The organism is Streptomyces sp. NPDC096176 (assembly GCF_044763255.1).
Taxonomy (GTDB): domain Bacteria; phylum Actinomycetota; class Actinomycetes; order Streptomycetales; family Streptomycetaceae; genus Streptomyces.
Genome location: NZ_JBIWFV010000001.1, coordinates 884,850 through 901,028 on the forward strand (window position 1 = coordinate 884,850; position 16,179 = coordinate 901,028).

The following is a 16,179-nucleotide window of genomic DNA, read 5'->3' on the forward strand; positions in this document are numbered from 1 at the left end:
CGTGTCTCCGCGCCGCAACCGCCCCCGTGGCGGCGAGAAGCCGACCGAGCGAGCAGGCGACCCCGCCGACCGGTACGGCGGCTTCGGACGCAGCGAGTCCTGGCAGGGCGAAGAGTGGTCGGTGCGCCACGTGGCCGGCGCAAGTGCCGCCGGCAAGAGATACCGCTGCCCCGGCTGCGACCAGGAGATCCCCTCCGCCATGCCGCACCTGGTGGCCTGGCCCGAGCACGGCGGAGTCGAGGACCGGCGCCACTGGCACAAGGCCTGCTGGAACGCGAAGGACCGCCGCACCTCGAAGGTGCAGCGGTCCAGGAACGCGCCGAGGTACTGAGAGCAGCCTCAGACGTCGCGGGCGGAGAGGGAGGCGAAGGCGCCCCCCATCGCGGCGGCGGTGATGCCGAGCAGGATCCACAGCGGCTCCCAGCCCGACGGGCCCGTGTCGGTCAACCCGGTCGTACCGTAGAACGCCAGGAGCAGGCTCGGGACGCCATACTCCAGCAGGAACATCCGCAGGTCCTCGAGCGACTCCGAGAACATGAACATGGCCGCCACGAGCGGGAACAGCATGAGCCCGACCATGAGCGTGATCGCGCCGGCCGAGTGACGGATCAGCGTCCCCACGGCCAGGGACAGCAGCCCGAGCGTCGCCACGAACAGGCCCACGCCGACCGTCGCTCGGAACCACTCCCCGCCGGTCGCCTCCGCAGCGTCGATCATCGCGGTCTGGATGCCCGCGACCACGGCCGCCGTCAGGGTGGTGACGGCGAAGACGACGAGGAAGAAGACGATCGACTTGGCGGCGAGCACCCGGCCGCGGCTGGGGCAGGCCGTCAGCGTCGTACGGATCATGCCCGTGCCGTACTCGGACGTGATCGTGAGGACCCCAAGGGTCAGCACACAGATCGAGCCGAGCATGGTCCCGGTGAAGCCACCGGACAGGGCCGTCTCCTCGCCCATGTCCATGTCGGCCGCCACCGTGAGCGCCGCCAGGCCCAGACCGACGCCGACCATCAGCGCGATCATGACGCCGAGCGTCCACATCGTGGAGCGCACGGACCGGATCTTCGTCCACTCGGAGGCGAGCGCGTCGCCGAGGTGCGCACCGCGCACCGGGATCGGGGAGGCGTACGAGCCGGCCGGCGCGCCGGGGTGCTGGTAGGGGGTGCTCATCGGGCGTCCTCGGGCTTGGTCAGGTCGGCGGGGGCAGCGGCCGGCGGAGCCGCGGGGGCGGGGGCAGGGGCCGGCTGGTGGGCGGGCGTGCCGGGGGCCTGGGCCGCGTAAGGGTTCTCGCCCGGCTGGGGCGGCGGCGGGGCGTAGAAGCCCTGCTGCGGCACCTCGGGGATGTGCGGCTGCGGCGGGACGTACCCCGCCGGCGGCTGCTGCATCAGACCCGACTTCTGGTCCACCGTCGAGCGGTAGTCCACGGCGCCCTGCGTCAGCCGCATGTACGCCTCCTCCAGCGAGGCCTGGTGCGGCGACAGCTCCCACAGCCGCACGTCCGCCTCGTGCGCCACGTCGCTGATGCGCGGCAGCGGCAGACCGGCCACGCGCAGCGCCCCGTCCGGCTCGGACATGACCTGACCGCCCGCCTCCGCCAGCGCGGACGCGAGCTTCTCACGCTGCTCGGGCTCGGTCTGCGGAGTGCGGACCCGGGCGAAGTCGGCCGAGTTGTGCGAGATGAAGTCCTTGACGCTCATGTCCGCCATGAGCTGGCCCCGGCCGATCACGATCAGGTGGTCGGCGGTGAGCGCCATCTCGCTCATCAGGTGCGAGGAGACGAAGACCGTACGACCCTCGGAAGCCAGCTGCTTCATCAGGTTGCGGACCCACAGGATGCCCTCGGGGTCGAGGCCGTTGACCGGCTCGTCGAAGAGCAGCACCTGAGGGTCGCCGAGCAGCGCCGCGGCGATGCCGAGCCGCTGACCCATACCGAGCGAGAAGCCCTTCGAGCGCTTCCTCGCCACGTCCTGCAGGCCCACGACGCCGAGGACCTCGTCGACCCGCCGGGCCGGGATGCCGGACAGCTGCGCCAGCGACAGCAGGTGATTGCGGGCGGACCGGCCGCCGTGCACGGCCTTGGCGTCCAGCAGCGCGCCGACCTGGCGGGGCGCGTTCGGCAGCTGCCGGAACGGGCGCCCGCTGATCGTGACCTGGCCGGCCGTCGGCCGGTCCAGGCCGAGGATCATGCGCATGGTGGTGGACTTGCCGGCGCCGTTGGGGCCGAGGAACCCGGTGACGGCCCCCGGCCGCACCTGGAAGGAAAGGTTGTACACGGCCGTCTTGGCGCCGTAGCGCTTCGTCAGGCCGACTGCCTCGATCATTCTCCAGCCCCATCGACTTTCGGGTCGTCGGGGCACAGGCAGTGCAGCCGTACGCCCCCGTAAGTGCTAGGAGGATAACCGGGCCCCCGTGGTTCCGGCCAAGTGGTAACAACCAGGGACCGAACTCAGGCGTCGCGCTTCTTCAGCACCACGTAGCCGCCCAGGAGCGCCGCCAGCACCCACAGCAGCATGATGCCGAGGCCGCCCCACGGCCCGTACGGGGACTCGCCGCTGTTCATGGCGTTGGGCACGACCTGCATGATCTTCGCACCGGCCTGGTCCGGGAAGTAGCGCGCGACGTCCTTCGCGCCGGGAACCGCGGAGAGGATCTGCGAGACCAGGAAGAAGAACGGCATCAGGATGCCGAGCGACAACATCGAACTGCGCAGCATCGCGGCCACGCCCATCGAGAAGATCGCGATGAGGCCCATGTAGAGCCCGCCGCCGACCACGGCCCGCAGGACGTTCTCCTCGTCGATCGTCGTGCCGTGCTCCCCGAGCAGCGCCTGGCCGAGGAAGAAGGTGAGGAAGCTGGTCGCCATCCCGACCACCAGCGCCAGCAGCCCCGCCACCACGATCTTGCTGAAGAGGAAGGTCGCGCGCTGCGGCACCGCGGCGAGCGAGGTGCGGATCATGCCGGAGCTGTACTCGGTGCCGACGACAAGAACGCCGAAGACCACCATCGCCAGCTGCCCCAGCACCATCCCGGAGAAGCTGATGAGCGTCGGGTCGAAGGTCAGCCGCTCGGCGTCGGGCAGATCGCCGAACGTCGCGTTCATCAGCGCGCACAGCCCGGCGCTCATCGCGACCGTCACGGCGAGCGCGCTGATCAGGGTCCAGCGCGTCGAGGAGACCGTACGGATCTTGGTCCACTCGGACCGGAGGACGGCGGGTACGGATGCCATCGGTCAGGCTCCCTTGTCGCGCGGGGCCCACTGCGGGGCGTCGTGGCCGGACTGCGGGGCGCCCACGCCGGGCGGCGGGCCACCGGCGCCCGGCGGTAGGTCCTGAAGCGGCGCGGCCTGGTCCGTGGAGTGCGCGTGGTACTCCACGGCGCCCGCGGTCATCTGCATGAACGCCTCCTCGAGCGAGGCGCGTTGAGAGCTGAGCTCGTGCAGCACGATCCGGTGCTCCGCGGCCAGCTCGCCGAGCTGCTCCGTGGTCGCGCCGTCGACCTCCAGCGTGCCGTTGCCGGTCTCGACGGCCGTCATGCCCGCCCCGTGCAGCACGTCACGCAGCTGTTCCTGCTGCGGTGAGCGCAGGCGCACGTAACTACGGGAGTTCTGCTGGATGAAATCGGCCATCGAAGTGTCGGCCAGCAGCTTCCCCTGACCGATCACGATCAAGTGATCCGCGGTCAGGGCCATTTCGCTCATCAGATGCGAGGAGACGAAGATCGTTCTGCCCTGTTGGGCGAGGGACTTCATCAGATTGCGGATCCAGTGAATTCCCTCGGGGTCCAGACCATTGACGGGTTCGTCGAACATCAGGATCTCCGGATCGCCGAGCAGCGCCGATGCGATTCCCAGTCGCTGGCCCATGCCCATCGAGAAACCCTTGGACTTCTTCCTCGCCACCGCCGTCAGGCCCACCACGTCGAGGACTTCGGCGACGCGGCGCTCCGGGATGCGGTTCGCCTGGGCGAGGCAGAGCAGGTTGTTGTGCGCGCTGCGGCCGCCGTGCATCGCCTTGGCATCCAGCAGCGCGCCGATGTACTTCAGCGGCTCGTCCAGATCGCGGTAGTGCCTGCCGTCGATCCTGACCGTGCCGCTGGTGGGGTTGTCGAGATCGAGCATCATCCGCATCGTCGTCGACTTGCCCGCCCCGTTGGGGCCGAGGAAGCCGGTCACCACACCAGGGCGGACCTTGAAGGAGAGATGGTCGACGGCAACCTTGCTGCCGAAGTGTTTGGTGAGACCCTCAAGCTCGATCATGCGTTCACGCTACGGGCGGCCAGAGGCGTCCGCCACCGGGTTGGCCGAAGGAAAGGTGTCGGTTCCGCATCGGGACGACAGCCGGGCGCCGGCAGGGTGACAACGCACCGGTGCCCGGCGCCTGAACGGCACCGGGCACCTGTGGACCGCTGTCCGAGGAGGCGTCAGCGGGACTGCTGGGCCGGGACTCCGCGGGAGATCGGCTCGTCGTCGGCGGGTGTGCCCGCCGCGGCCACGGCGGCACCGGTCAGCGTCGCCAGCATCTCGCGGACGTTGGTCAGCTGGGCGTTGATCGAGTCGCGGCGGTTGGTGAGCGCCGCCAGCTCGCGCTCCGATTCGCTGCGGATGCGGTCGGCCTTCGCGTTCGCGTCGGCGACGATGTCCTCCGCCTGGCGCTGCGCGGTCTCCACCGTCTGACGGGCACGGCGCTCCGCGTCCGTACGCAGCTTCTCGGCCTCGAGGCGCAGCTGCTCGGCGCGGTGCTCGATCTCCGCCAGGCGCTTCTCCGCCTTCGCCTGACGGGAAGCCAGGTCCCGCTCCGACTGCTCGCGGCGCTTGGCCAGGTTGGTCTCGAAGTCCGCGGCGGCCTGGGCGGCCTTGGCGCGCGTCTCCTCGAAGAGCGCGTCCGCCTCCTCCCGCTTGGACTGTGCGTCCTTCTGCGCCTCGCTGCGCAGCGTCTGGGCTTCGCCCTTGGCCTTCTCGACGATACGGACGCCCTCGTCCTCGGCCTTGGCCTTGCGCTCGGAGGCGAACGACTCGGCGTCGTTGCGGACCTGCTGGGCGGCGGACTCGGCGAGCTCACGGTGCTGCTCGGCCGCGCGACGGGCCTCCTCGCGAAGGTCCTTGGCCTCCTCCTCGGCGAGACGGAGGATCTTCTCGACACGCGCACCCAGGCCGGCGTACGACGGCTCCGCGTCGTTGACCTGGGCCTGGGCGTTCTGCGTCTCGAGGTGGAGCTCCTCGATGCGCTTTTCCAGAGCAGTGATTCGGGCCAGAGCACTATCACGGTCGGCGACGAGTTTGGTAATGCGGTCATCCACCTGACCGCGGTCGTAACCACGCCGCACGAGCTCGAAGCCGAAGGGGGAGGAAGTGTCGCTCATGGGGTTCCTGTCGAATGAGACCGGTGAGGTGTTAGAGGGAATCCTAGGGGCCGAAGCGGCGTGTCATCGAGCGGATGCCCGTTTGATCTGGAGAATGTCCAGCCTTTTGAGTGGCTAGCCGTCGGATGACTTGCCACTCGAACGTGTAACACCTGCTGACGCCCCGGCCTTGACGCCCCCGGTGGAGCCGTTGTTGCCGGGGTTCTTCCCTCCGGACGGTGCCTCGAATGACTCCAACGCCTCCAGCACGTCCTGGACACGGGAAATCTCCGCCTGGATGTCCTCGCGCCGGCGTACCAGCACGTCGAGCTCCCGCTTGCCCTCGTCGACCGTGCGCCCGGCCTCCTGGTCGGCCTCCGCCTTCGCGCGCTCCCCCTCGCGGATCAGCTCGGCCTTCTTCTGCTCGGCCTCCTTCAGGAGCCCCTCGGCCTTCTTCACGGCGGCGATCCTGACCTTGCTCGCCTCCGAATTGGCCTCGGACAGCAGCTCCTTGGCCTTCGCCGCTGCCTCCGCCTGCTGCTCCTCCGCCGCCTTGACCAGGGCGTCGACCCGCTCGCCGGCGGTCTTCATCTGCTCAGCCGTCTCCCGGCGCGCCCGGTCGTGGAGTTCCTCGACCTCGCTCTCGACCCGGGCACGCAGCTCCTCGCCGCGCTCCCTTATGGCCGTCGCGTCCCGGCGCGCACCGACGAGCAGCTCGTCGGCATCCGTACGGGCCTTCTCCACCCGCGAGTTGCCCTCGACCGTGGCCTCCGCCACCAGCCGCTCCGCCTCCTTGCGGGCGGCGCCCACCATCGTGTCCGCCTGTGCCTCGGCCTCGGTGGCGGCGCGCAGCGCCTCCTCCTGGGCCTTGGCGACGAGCTGGTCGGCCTGCTCCGCGGCGTCCGCGCGGCGCTTGGAGGCCGCCTCGCGCGCCTCGTCCAGCAGCCGGTCGGCCTCCGCGCGGGCCTCGGCCCGCATCTGCTCGGCCGCCGCCTCGGCCTCCGCGCGGTGCCGCTCGGCCTCCGCCCGGATGCGCTCGGCCGCCTGCTGCGCCGATCCCACCGTCTCCGCGGCTTCGGCACGCAGCCGTTCGGCCTCGCTGTTCGCCTCCGTCGCGATCCGCTCGGCCTCGTTCGTCGCCTCGCCGATCAACTGGTCCGCCTGGGCCGCGGCGTCGGCACGCCGCTTGTCCGCGGCCCGGCGCGCCTCGTCCAGCACCTGCTCGCGGTCGGCGCGTACGGCCGCCCGCATCTGCTCGATCTCGGCCTCGCCGTCCACCTTGATCTGCTCGGCCTCTGTGAGCAGCCGCGTCGCGTCGGCGTCGGCCGACGCGCGCAGCTCGGCCGCCTCGGTGCGCAGCCGCTCGCTCTCGCTCGTGGCCTCGCCGATCAGCAGGTCCGCCTGCGTGGCCGCCTCGGAACGGATGCGGTTGGCGTCGTTGCGCGCCTCGGCCCGGGTCCGTGAGGCGTCCTGCTCGGCGGAGGCGACGGTGTCCGCCGCCTCCGTGCGCAACCGCTGCACGTACTCGGCGGTGTCCGTCCGCAGCCGGTCCGCCTCGCCGATCGCCTCTGCGACGGTCCGCTCCGCGAGCGCCTGCGCGGCTTCCGTCTCCTCCTGGGCCCTGGCTCGCAGCCGGCCGGCGTCCTCCGCGGCCCGCTCCCGCTCCGCGTACGCGTCGGCACGGACCCGGTCCGCCTCCTCCTGCGCCTCGGTCCTGGTGCGCTCCGCCGAGTGCTCGGCGGCGCTGCGCAGTCCGGCGATCTCCTGCTCGGCCTGTTCCTGGAGCCCCGCCACGGAGTCCCGGACCTGCTGTGCGGTCTGCTCGGCGGTAAACACCATCTCGGTGGCACGGCGGTCGGCCTCCTGGACCAGCCGCTGCGCCTCCGTCTGCGCCTCCTCGACCCGCTTGCGGGCCGACGCGAGAAGCTCCTCGCTCTGCTCACGCGCACGCTCGCGCTCCTGGTCCGCCTCGGTGCGCGCGGAGTCGAGGGTCTCCTCCGCCTCCCGGCGGCGGCGGGCCGCCTCCTCCTGCGCGGCGGCCAGCGCCTCCGCGGCCTCCGCGCCCACGCGTTCGGCCGCGGCCGTCGCTTCGGCGCGAACCCGGTCGGCGGTCTCCTGGGCTTCGGTCCTGAGCCGCTCGGCCTCCGTGGCCGCGTCGCTGTGCAGTCGTACGGCGACGGCCTCCGCCTCCGCGCGGGTCGCCGACGAGTCGGCCGCGGCCTCGGTACGCAGCCGGTCCGCTTCCCGCTCGGCCTGCTCCTGGAGTGCGCGCAGCCGCTCGGCGGCCTCGCCGCGCAGCCGCTCGGTCTCCTCCGCCGCCTCGCGACGGATCCGCTCGCCCTCGGCACGGGCCTCGGCCAGACCCTCCTCCGCCGTGGCGAGGCGGGTCTCCGCCTCGGTGTGAAGACGGGTCAGTTCGTCCGCGGCCTCGGCCTGGCGTGCCGCTATGCCACGCTCGGTCTCCTCGCGGAGTTCGGCCGCGGCCGCCTCGGCGGCCGCCCGCACGCTTTCGGCCTGCTCCTCGGCCTCCGCGCGCAGTCGGTCGGCCTCCGCGCGGGTGCGCTCCAGCGTCTCCTCGGCCTGCTTGCGCAGGGTCGTGGCGCGCTCTATGGCCTCCGTGCGGACCTTCTCGCTGTCGGCGGTGGCCTTCGCCCGCAGCTCGTCGGCGTCGGTGCGTGCCTTGGTGAGCAGCTCCTCCGCGGTGCGGGCCGCTTCCTCGATCTGCTGGACGGCCTCCCGGCGCGCCTCGCCGCGGATCCGCTCGCCCTCGGCGACCGCCTCCGCGCGCAACTGCTCGGCCTCGCCGCGCAGCCGGCGCGCCTCCTCCTGCAGTTCGACCGTCTTGGCGCGGTACTCCTTGGTGTCGTCCTTGGCCGCGCCCTTGAGCTGGTCGGCCTGCTCGGCGGCCTCGCCGCGCAGCCGGTCCGCCTCGGCGTCGGCCTCGCGCCTGATGCGCTCGGCCTCCTCGCTCGCCGCCCGCGTGGTGGCCTTGGCATCCTCCGACGCCTTGGTCAGCACCTCCTCGGCGGTACGGGCGGCCTTCGCGAGCGCCGCCGCCGAGTCCTCCGCGGCGGCCGCACGCGCCTTCTCCGTCGCGGCCTCGACGAGCTTCTCCGCCTCGGCGCGGGCGTCCGCGAGCGCCTGTTCCGCTTCCGCCTTGAGCGTCTCGGACTCCTTGGTCGCCTCCGCGACCAGCCGCGCGATCTCCGCCTTGGCCGTACGGGTGCGCTGCTCGTTGACCGACTCGGCCGACGACAGCTGCTTGGCGGCCGACTCCTTCGCCTCGCTGAGCAGCTTCTCCGACTCCGCGCGGGCCTCGCGCAGCTTCTCCTCGGCCTCCTGCATCCGCTGCTGGGCGGCGCGACTGAGCTCCGCGGCCTGCTGGCGGGCCTGGTCGGACTCGGCGGAGGTGGAGGAACGCAGCTGCTCCGCGTGGGTGGTGGCCTCCTGCGCCTGGCTGGAGGCGGCGTTCAGCAGCCGCTCGGCGTCCTTGCGGGCGCGCAGCAGGATCGCCTCGGCCTCGGCGCGGGCGGTTTCGGCCTCGCTGCCGAGCCGCCTGCGGGCCTCCTCGGCGATCCGGGCGGCCTCCGCGCGGGCGGCGGCAAGGGACTGCTCGGCCTCGGCGCGGGACTCGTCCAGCAGCCGCTGGGCCTGCGACTCGGTACGGGCACGCAGCTGCTCGGCCCAGGCGACGTTCTCGTTGACGTGCGACTCGACGGTCTGGCGGCGCTCCGCGAGCTCCTGGTCGAGGCGCTGCCGGCGCTGGACGGCCTCCGCGTGCAGCTCGGCCTGGAGTCTGGCCTGGTGCTCCGCGTGCTCCTGGAGGATGCGCTGCGTCTGCGCCCGGGCCTCGCGCAGCTCGCGCTCGGCGTCCTGGCGCAGCTGGTCCGCCTGGATCTGGGCGTTACGGAGCAACTGCTCGGCCTGGTAGCCGATGTCGGCGCTGTCGTAGGCAGGACGGGAGGCGAGATTGCGGCGTGCCTCGTGGAGCTTGGCGCGCAACACCTCGACCTGGTAGCCGAGGTCCTCGGCATGCTGGACGGCCTTCTCCCGCGCTGTCTTCAGCCGATCCATCTCGGCCTCGAAGCGCGAAAGGTGGTCGTCGTCAGCTCGGTGGCTCTCCTGGCGTTCGTAGCCCCGCACTGCGCGGTCCCATCCGTCCCCTGGTCGCAACTGTCTCCAAACGAGCCCGTTCGCCGGCGAACGGCCCCCCGGGGAATGGTGACAGATCAACGACGGAGACGCGGCACGGCCCCGACCCGGCCCCGGCCCGGAACGGCCCACTCTACCGGGCCGGGAATCCTCGGGTCAGTGGTCCGTTGCAGAGGTGACGAGTTCGGTGAGAACGCCGTGGCAGTCCTTGGGGTGCAGGAAGGTGATACGAGAGCCCATGGACCCGATACGTGGCTCGTCGTACAGCACGCGGACGCCCTTGTCGCGGATGTCCTGGGCGTCCGCATCCACGTCGGCCGTGCCGAAGGCGATGTGGTGGACCCCCTCGCCGTTCTTGGCCAGCCACTTTCCGACCGCGGAGTCCTCGCGGGTGGGCTCGAGGAGCTGGAGGTAGGAGGCGCCGCCGTCGGACGTCTCATTGATCTTGAGCATGGCTTCCCGGACGCCCTGCTCTTCGTTGACCTCGGAGTGGAACACCTCGAAGCCGTACGTGGCCCGATAGAACTCGACAGTCTTGTCGAGGTCGAAGCAGGCGATCCCGATGTGGTCGATTCGCGTCAGCATTCGACCAGTGCAGCGCCTGGAGGATGGTTACGCAACGTGCGCGCGATCACACCGGTCGGCCGGTGACCCGGAGCCGTACCGCTCAGTACATTTGAGTAAACCCTCGTTCACTCCTCAGCTGCGGCTGAAAGGGGATCGTCCTCATGTCAGGAACGACCGGTAACACCTCCGTGATCGTCGCGGGCGCTCGCACGCCCATGGGCCGCCTGCTCGGCTCGCTCAAGTCCTTCTCCGGCGCCGACCTCGGCGGTTTCGCCATCAAGGCCGCGCTCGACCGGGCCGGGATCGGCGGCGATCAGGTGCAGTACGTGATCATGGGCCAGGTGCTCCAGGCCGGGGCGGGGCAGATCCCGGCGCGCCAGGCCGCGGTCAAGGGCGGCATCCCGATGAACGTCCCCGCGCTCACCATCAACAAGGTCTGCCTGTCCGGCCTCGACGCCATCGCGCTCGCCGACCAGCTGATCCGCGCCGGCGAGTTCGACGTGGTCGTCGCCGGCGGCCAGGAGTCCATGACCAACGCGCCGCACCTGCTGCCGAAGTCGCGCGAGGGCTACAAGTACGGCGCGATCGAGATGCTCGACGCCATGGCGCACGACGGCCTGACCGACTCCTTCGAGAACGTGGCCATGGGCGAGTCGACGGAGAAGCACAACACCCGCCTCGGCATCCCGCGCGACGTCCAGGACGAGATCGCCGCGCTGTCCCACCAGCGCGCCGCCGCCGCGCAGAAGAACGGCCTTTTCGAGGCGGAGATCACGCCCGTCGAGATCCCCCAGCGCAAGGGCGACCCGATCCTCTTCTCCAAGGACGAGGGCATCCGCGCCGAGACGACCGCCGAGTCGCTCGGCAAGCTGCGTCCCGCCTTCTCCAAGGACGGCACGATCACCGCCGGTACCTCCTCGCAGATCTCGGACGGCGCCGCCGCCGTCGTCGTGATGAGCAAGGCCAAGGCCCAGGAGCTGGGCCTCGACTGGATCGCCGAGATCGGCGCCCACGGCAATGTGGCCGGACCGGACAACTCGCTGCAGTCGCAGCCGTCCAACGCCATACAGCACGCCCTGAAGAAGGAGGGCCTCGGCGTCGAGGACCTGGACCTCATCGAGATCAACGAGGCCTTCGCGGCGGTTGCCCACCAGTCAATGAAGGACCTGGGCGTTACCCCGGAAAAGGTGAACGTGAACGGCGGCGCGATCGCGCTCGGCCACCCGATCGGCATGTCCGGCGCGCGTGTGGTGCTGCACCTGGCGCTGGAGCTCAAGCGCCGCGGCGGCGGCGTGGGCGCGGCGGCGCTCTGCGGCGGCGGCGGTCAGGGCGACGCGCTGATCGTCCGCGTCCCGGGCAAGTAGTCCTGAAGAGAATCGGAGCAGCACGATGGTGGACGTCCCCCAACTGGTCGCCCAGGCACGTGAGGGCAAGCCACGGGCCGTGGCCCGGCTGATCTCACTCGTCGAGGGGGCGTCCCCGCAGCTCCGGGAGGTCATGGCGGCGCTCGCCCCGCTGACCGGCGGGGCGTACGTCGTCGGCCTGACCGGGTCGCCGGGCGTCGGCAAGTCCACCTCCACCTCCGCGCTCGTCTCCGCCTACCGCAAGGCGGGCAAGCGGGTGGGCGTCCTGGCCGTCGACCCGTCCTCGCCCTTCTCGGGCGGGGCGCTGCTCGGCGACCGGGTCCGTATGTCGGAGCACGCCTCCGACCCCGGCGTCTACATCCGCTCGATGGCCACCCGCGGTCACCTCGGCGGCCTGGCCTGGGCCGCGCCGCAGGCCATCCGCGTCCTGGACGCGGCCGGCTGCGACGTGATCCTGGTCGAGACCGTGGGAGTCGGCCAGTCGGAGGTGGAGATCGCCTCCCAGGCCGACACCTCCGTGGTTCTCCTCGCGCCCGGAATGGGCGACGGCATCCAGGCGGCGAAGGCGGGCATCCTCGAGATCGGCGACGTGTACGTCGTGAACAAGGCCGACCGGGACGGCGCCGACGCCACCGCCCGGGAGCTCAACCACATGCTGGGCCTCGGCGAATCCCGCGGGCCGGGCGACTGGCGCCCGCCGATCGTCAAGACGGTCGCGGCGCGTGGCGAGGGCGTGGACGAGGTCGTCGAGGCGCTCGAGAAGCACCGGGCGTGGATGGAGGAGCACGGCGTCCTGACAGAACGCCGGGTGCGGCGGGCCGCGACGGAGGTCGAGACGATCGCGGTCACGGCCCTGCGCGAACGCATCGCGGACCTTCACGGAGACCGGCGCCTGGGCGCGCTGGCGGAACGCATCGTGGCGGGCGAGCTGGATCCGTACCGGGCGGCGGACGAACTGGTGACGGGCCTGACGGAGTCGTAGCGGGGGCGGGGGCGCCGCCCTGAGCCCGGCCCGCCAACGTCGGCGGGGCCGGCGCGTTCCTTTCGGGGCTCCGCCCCGAGCCCCGGGCCTCAAGCGCCGGCGGGGCTGGGGTGGGCCGTCTTGTCGGGGCTCCGACCCGAACCCCGCGCCTCAATCGCCGGCGGGGCTGGAATGGCCTCCGTCGGCGGCGTCGCTCTGAGCCCGGGCCTTCGACTTCCGCGGGAAGTTGCCGCGTCCCACCGGCCCCCGGGCGCGGAGCGCGCTACGCGGGCCGGGGCTCGCTGCGCCGCGGCGGAGCCGCATATCGGGACAGCGGGACGGGGGAGAGGAACCCGCCTCAGTCGTCGGAGGCGTCCGTGTTCGACGACACGTCGCCCGTCTTCGCGTCGACCTTCAGCTCGGTCTCGTCGTGGCCCTTGCCGCCTTGGAGTTCGACCTCCCAGTGGTCGGCGCCGTCGCCCTCGTCGTCGAAGTCGACCGATGTCACCGTCGCGCCCGGGTGGGACTTCAGCGCCGCCTCCGCGGCCTGCCGTGCGTCCACCGCCGCGGCCCGCAGCGCGGCACCGTCGTCGTCCCGGTCGTCGTCATCCTCGGCGGCGGCGGCCGCCCGCACCGCGCCGGTCTTCGTGTCGACCTTCAGCTCGTGCTCGCGGTCGTTCTTGCCGATCACGGACACCTCCCAGTGCCCCTTCTCGTCGTCGTCGAGGTCCACGGAGTCCACTGTGCCCGGCGTGTGCTCGAGGGCGGCGGCCACCGCCTCGGCCGCCGTGACGGGGCCGGCGGGCGCAGCCGTCTGGTCGTCGTCCCGGTCGTCGTCGGCGGCGCCGTCGTCCTCCCGGTCCTTGTCCTGCACCGATACCGGCGTCGCCGACGCGCCGTCGTCCGCCACCGCCACCGCCGTGTACGTCCCGCCGATCAGCATCGCCGCCGCGACCGTCGCGATGACAAGGTTGCGCTTCATGAGAGTTCCTCCCGAGTTGTTCGCTTCAACAGCAACGGGACCACTCTTGCCGCGCCATGCTGAACCCAGCCTGAAGCCACCTGAAGAGATCTTCAGCCGCGGTTTGCGACCCTGACCCCCATGAGGTTGTTGATCGTGGAGGACGAGAAGCGGCTCGCACTGTCCCTCGCCGCCGGACTGACCGCCGAGGGATACGCCGTGGACGTTGTCCACGACGGGCTCGAAGGGCTGCACCGCGCGGCCGAAGGCGTCCACGACCTCGTCCTGCTCGACATCATGCTCCCCGGCATGAACGGCTACCGCGTCTGCGCAGCCCTGCGCGCCGCCGGACACGACGTGCCGATCCTGATGCTGACCGCCAAGGACGGGGAGTACGACGAGGCCGAGGGCCTCGACACCGGTGCCGACGACTACCTGACCAAGCCCTTCTCCTACGTCGTCCTCGTCGCCAGGGTCAAGGCCCTGCTGCGTCGCCGGGGCCGGTCCGGCGGCTCGCCGGTGCTGGAGGTCGGCGACATGCGGGTGGACACGGCGGCGCGGCGCGTCTTCTGCGGGGAGGACGAAGTGACGTTGACGGCAAAGGAGTTCTCGGTGCTGGAGCAGCTCGCGACTCGTGCCGGCGAGGTCGTCGGCAAGCCCGCGATCCTGGAGCACGTCTGGGACTTCGCCTATGAGGGCGACCCGAACATCGTCGAGGTCTACATCAGCGCCCTGCGCCGCAAGCTCGGCGCGGGCCGTATCCAGACCGTGCGCGGCGCGGGCTACCGGCTGGTGGCCGTGTCATGAGGTCCGTACGGGCGAGGGCCGCGACCGGAGCCACTCTTGTCGTCGCCGTCGCGCTGATCGCCGCCGGTGCCGCCGTCCTGCTGTCGCTGCGCGCGAATCTCATCGACCAGACCGAGCTGCAGGCCGAGGTGGTGGCGCGCGAGGTCGCCGCACAGATCGCCGTCGACGTGCCGTTCGACCGGTTGGACCTGCCGGACGACGAGGAACGGCCCGTGCAGGTCGTCGGGGAGGACGGGCGGGTGGTCGCGGTCAGCGAGAAACTCGAGGCGATCTCCGGGACGTCGAGCGACCAGGTCACCCCCCGGTCGCCGGGCCCCGCGCCGAGCGGCGACGACAATGACGGTGACGGTGACGGTGACGACGACGACCCGGGCCGCGGCGAGGTCTCTTCCGACGACCCGCTGTTCCGCTCGGGCAGCGCCACCGTCGACGGTGAGAGCGCCGACTACAGGTTCGCCGCCATCGAGGCGACGTCGGGTGCCGCGCGTACGTACACCGTCCACGCCGGTGCCCCGATGGCCACCGAGCAGGACGCGGTCGGAACGGTCCGCGACGCCATGCTCGTCGGCCTGCCGCTGCTGCTCGCGGTGGTCGGCGGCGTGACCTGGCTGGTGACCCGTCGCGCGCTGCGGCCCGTCGAGGGCATCCGCAGCGAAATGGCGGCCATCACCCGTTCCGAGGACCTCTCCCGCCGTGTCCCGGAGCCCGCGTCGCGGGACGAAGTGGCACGGCTCGCCCGGACGACGAACGAAACGCTGGCCGCGCTGGAGGCGTCCGTGGAGCGCCAGCGGCGCTTCGTCGCGGACGCCTCGCACGAGCTGCGCAGCCCCATCGCCTCGCTCCGCACACAGCTCGAAGTGGGTGCGGCCCACCCGGAGTTGCTGGACGTGCCGGGGGCGGTGGAGGACACCGTACGGCTTCAGCAGCTGGCCGCCGACCTGCTGCTGCTGGCACGCCTGGACGCGGGGGAGCGGCCGGGTGCCAACCGCGTGGACCCGGCGGTCCTGCTCCGCGAGGAGGTGGCCCAGCGCGCAGGCGACCGGATCCCGGTCGAGGTGACGGCGGCGGATGGGCTCGAAGTGGCCGGTTCGCGGAACCAGTTGGCCCGGCTGGTGGGCAACCTGCTCGACAACGCCCAGCGTCACGCGGCCACTTCGGTGACCGCCTCGGTACGGGCGGAGGCCGGCCGGATCGTGCTGGCCGTCGCGGACGACGGGTCGGGTGTGCCGGAGCAGGAACGCGAGCGGATCTTCGAACGGTTCGTACGGCTCGACGACGCCCGCAGCCGCGACGAGGGCGGTGCCGGCCTGGGACTGGCGATCGCTCGCGACGTGGCGCGCCGCCACGGCGGCACTCTCACGGTGGCCCGCTCGGCGTCCGGCGGGGCGCTGTTCGAGCTGACCCTGCCTCAGGCGCCGCCGGAAGGGTCTTGAGGAGCCGCTCCGGCGGGGGGCCGCAGATCGCGGTGCGCGGTCTTACGGCACCCCGTCACCGTCGTGTGACAGGGGCCGTATCCGGGCGTCCGGCGCGGACTCAGAGCTTGCCGCGGCGACCGCGCAGATGCTCGGCGACCGGAGTCAGCGACTCCCGCAGATCGGCGAGCGCGTCCGGGGTCAGCAGATCGATGAAGTGCTTGCGCACGGAGGCGACGTGGTGCGGCGCGACCTTCTGCATGGTGGCGACGCCCTCGTCGGTCAGCACGGCGTACAGTCCGCGCCGGTCGGACTCGCAGTTCTCGCGCCGGACGAGCCCGGCGCTCTCCATGCGGGTGACCTGGTGCGAGAGGCGGCTCTTGGACTGCAGCGTGGCAGCGGCGAGGTCGCTCATCCGCATCCGCCGGTCCGCGGACTCGGAGAGGTTGACCAGGATCTCGTAGTCGTTGTTGGTCAGGCCGAACGGCTGGAGGTCCTTCTCGAGCTGGTGCATCAGCAGCTTGTTGACTTCCAGATGCGTGCGCCAGGTGCATTGCTCGTCATCGGTAAGCCAGCGAGTGGCCGTCTCGGTCTCCATGTATGGATTCTACCTAAGAA

Annotated in this window: 14 protein-coding genes; 5 read left to right on the forward strand and 9 right to left on the reverse strand. The window is 71.7% G+C overall.

What is annotated here, in order from left to right:
- The first annotated feature begins 1 nt into the window (after position 1).
- A complete protein-coding gene (locus tag ACIQ7Q_RS04265) occupies positions 2–331 on the forward strand; it encodes an ATP/GTP-binding protein (RefSeq protein WP_403856049.1) in 330 nt (109 codons plus the stop codon).
- A gap of 8 nt (positions 332–339) precedes the next feature.
- Here the strand turns inward: ACIQ7Q_RS04265 and ACIQ7Q_RS04270 are convergent, their stop codons facing one another.
- From ACIQ7Q_RS04270 to mce, 7 genes are all read right to left on the reverse strand, one after another.
- A complete protein-coding gene (locus tag ACIQ7Q_RS04270; RefSeq protein WP_403856051.1) occupies positions 340–1,170 on the reverse strand; it encodes an ABC transporter permease in 831 nt (276 codons plus the stop codon).
- The gene (locus ACIQ7Q_RS04275) at positions 1,167–2,321 is read right to left on the reverse strand and encodes an ABC transporter ATP-binding protein (protein WP_403856053.1); all 1,155 of its coding nucleotides are present in this window, start codon (positions 2,319–2,321) and stop codon (positions 1,167–1,169) included. Before ACIQ7Q_RS04275 ends, ACIQ7Q_RS04270 begins: the two co-directional genes overlap by 4 nt.
- A gap of 125 nt (positions 2,322–2,446) precedes the next feature.
- Positions 2,447–3,226, reverse strand: coding sequence for an ABC transporter permease subunit (locus ACIQ7Q_RS04280; RefSeq protein WP_403856055.1), 780 nt, complete (start codon positions 3,224–3,226; stop codon positions 2,447–2,449).
- A 3-nt stretch (positions 3,227–3,229) separates the two neighbouring features.
- Positions 3,230–4,255 carry an ABC transporter ATP-binding protein gene (locus tag ACIQ7Q_RS04285; RefSeq protein ID WP_403856057.1) on the reverse strand — a complete coding sequence of 342 codons (1,026 nt, stop codon included), beginning with the start codon at positions 4,253–4,255 and terminating at the stop codon, positions 3,230–3,232.
- Between the two features lie 164 nt (positions 4,256–4,419).
- Positions 4,420–5,358 (reverse strand): cellulose-binding protein, encoded by a 939-nt coding sequence (locus ACIQ7Q_RS04290; protein ID WP_403856059.1) that lies wholly within the window; start codon positions 5,356–5,358, stop codon positions 4,420–4,422.
- Between the two features lie 114 nt (positions 5,359–5,472).
- On the reverse strand, positions 5,473–9,480 hold the full coding sequence (scy, locus tag ACIQ7Q_RS04295; RefSeq protein WP_403856061.1) for a polarized growth protein Scy: 4,008 nt from the start codon (positions 9,478–9,480) through the stop codon (positions 5,473–5,475).
- A gap of 165 nt (positions 9,481–9,645) precedes the next feature.
- On the reverse strand, positions 9,646–10,074 hold the full coding sequence (gene mce / locus ACIQ7Q_RS04300; protein WP_356630744.1) for a methylmalonyl-CoA epimerase: 429 nt from the start codon (positions 10,072–10,074) through the stop codon (positions 9,646–9,648).
- 143 nt (positions 10,075–10,217) lie between these two features.
- Between mce and ACIQ7Q_RS04305 the strand changes: the two genes are divergently transcribed.
- Both ACIQ7Q_RS04305 and meaB read left to right on the forward strand, forming a co-directional pair.
- Positions 10,218–11,420, forward strand: a complete 1,203-nt coding sequence (locus ACIQ7Q_RS04305; protein ID WP_403856063.1) for an acetyl-CoA C-acetyltransferase — start codon at positions 10,218–10,220, stop codon at positions 11,418–11,420.
- A gap of 25 nt (positions 11,421–11,445) precedes the next feature.
- The gene (gene meaB / locus ACIQ7Q_RS04310; protein ID WP_403856065.1) at positions 11,446–12,402 is read left to right on the forward strand and encodes a methylmalonyl Co-A mutase-associated GTPase MeaB; all 957 of its coding nucleotides are present in this window, start codon (positions 11,446–11,448) and stop codon (positions 12,400–12,402) included.
- A 337-nt stretch (positions 12,403–12,739) separates the two neighbouring features.
- Here meaB and ACIQ7Q_RS04315 read toward each other — a convergent pair whose 3' ends face one another.
- Positions 12,740–13,363 carry a PepSY domain-containing protein gene (locus ACIQ7Q_RS04315; RefSeq protein ID WP_403856067.1) on the reverse strand — a complete coding sequence of 208 codons (624 nt, stop codon included), beginning with the start codon at positions 13,361–13,363 and terminating at the stop codon, positions 12,740–12,742.
- 120 nt (positions 13,364–13,483) lie between these two features.
- Here ACIQ7Q_RS04315 and ACIQ7Q_RS04320 point away from each other — a divergent pair, with 120 nt between their 5' ends.
- Complete coding sequence (locus ACIQ7Q_RS04320) at positions 13,484–14,149, forward strand: response regulator transcription factor (RefSeq protein ID WP_403856069.1); 666 nt, start codon at positions 13,484–13,486, stop codon at positions 14,147–14,149.
- Entirely contained in the window at positions 14,146–15,582 is a 1,437-nt protein-coding gene (locus ACIQ7Q_RS04325; protein WP_403856071.1) for an ATP-binding protein, read from the forward strand. The genes ACIQ7Q_RS04320 and ACIQ7Q_RS04325 overlap by 4 nt, the downstream gene beginning before the upstream one ends.
- 100 nt (positions 15,583–15,682) lie before the next feature.
- Here the strand turns inward: ACIQ7Q_RS04325 and ACIQ7Q_RS04330 are convergent, their stop codons facing one another.
- Positions 15,683–16,159 (reverse strand): MarR family winged helix-turn-helix transcriptional regulator, encoded by a 477-nt coding sequence (locus tag ACIQ7Q_RS04330; protein ID WP_403856073.1) that lies wholly within the window; start codon positions 16,157–16,159, stop codon positions 15,683–15,685.
- Positions 16,160–16,179 lie beyond the last annotated feature (20 nt).

Coding starts and splice junctions, on each gene's coding strand:
- mce (WP_356630744.1), bottom strand. CDS start 10,074: ATGCTGACGCGAATCGACCACATCGGGATCGCCTGCTTCGACCTCGAC.
- ACIQ7Q_RS04280 (WP_403856055.1), bottom strand. CDS start 3,226: ATGGCATCCGTACCCGCCGTCCTCCGGTCCGAGTGGACCAAGATCCGT.
- ACIQ7Q_RS04275 (WP_403856053.1), bottom strand. CDS start 2,321: ATGATCGAGGCAGTCGGCCTGACGAAGCGCTACGGCGCCAAGACGGCC.
- ACIQ7Q_RS04330 (WP_403856073.1), bottom strand. CDS start 16,159: ATGGAGACCGAGACGGCCACTCGCTGGCTTACCGATGACGAGCAATGC.
- ACIQ7Q_RS04290 (WP_403856059.1), bottom strand. CDS start 5,358: ATGAGCGACACTTCCTCCCCCTTCGGCTTCGAGCTCGTGCGGCGTGGT.
- ACIQ7Q_RS04320 (WP_403856069.1), top strand. CDS start 13,484: ATGAGGTTGTTGATCGTGGAGGACGAGAAGCGGCTCGCACTGTCCCTC.
- meaB (WP_403856065.1), top strand. CDS start 11,446: ATGGTGGACGTCCCCCAACTGGTCGCCCAGGCACGTGAGGGCAAGCCA.
- ACIQ7Q_RS04270 (WP_403856051.1), bottom strand. CDS start 1,170: ATGAGCACCCCCTACCAGCACCCCGGCGCGCCGGCCGGCTCGTACGCC.
- ACIQ7Q_RS04285 (WP_403856057.1), bottom strand. CDS start 4,255: ATGATCGAGCTTGAGGGTCTCACCAAACACTTCGGCAGCAAGGTTGCC.
- ACIQ7Q_RS04305 (WP_403856063.1), top strand. CDS start 10,218: ATGTCAGGAACGACCGGTAACACCTCCGTGATCGTCGCGGGCGCTCGC.
- ACIQ7Q_RS04315 (WP_403856067.1), bottom strand. CDS start 13,363: ATGAAGCGCAACCTTGTCATCGCGACGGTCGCGGCGGCGATGCTGATC.
- ACIQ7Q_RS04325 (WP_403856071.1), top strand. CDS start 14,146: ATGAGGTCCGTACGGGCGAGGGCCGCGACCGGAGCCACTCTTGTCGTC.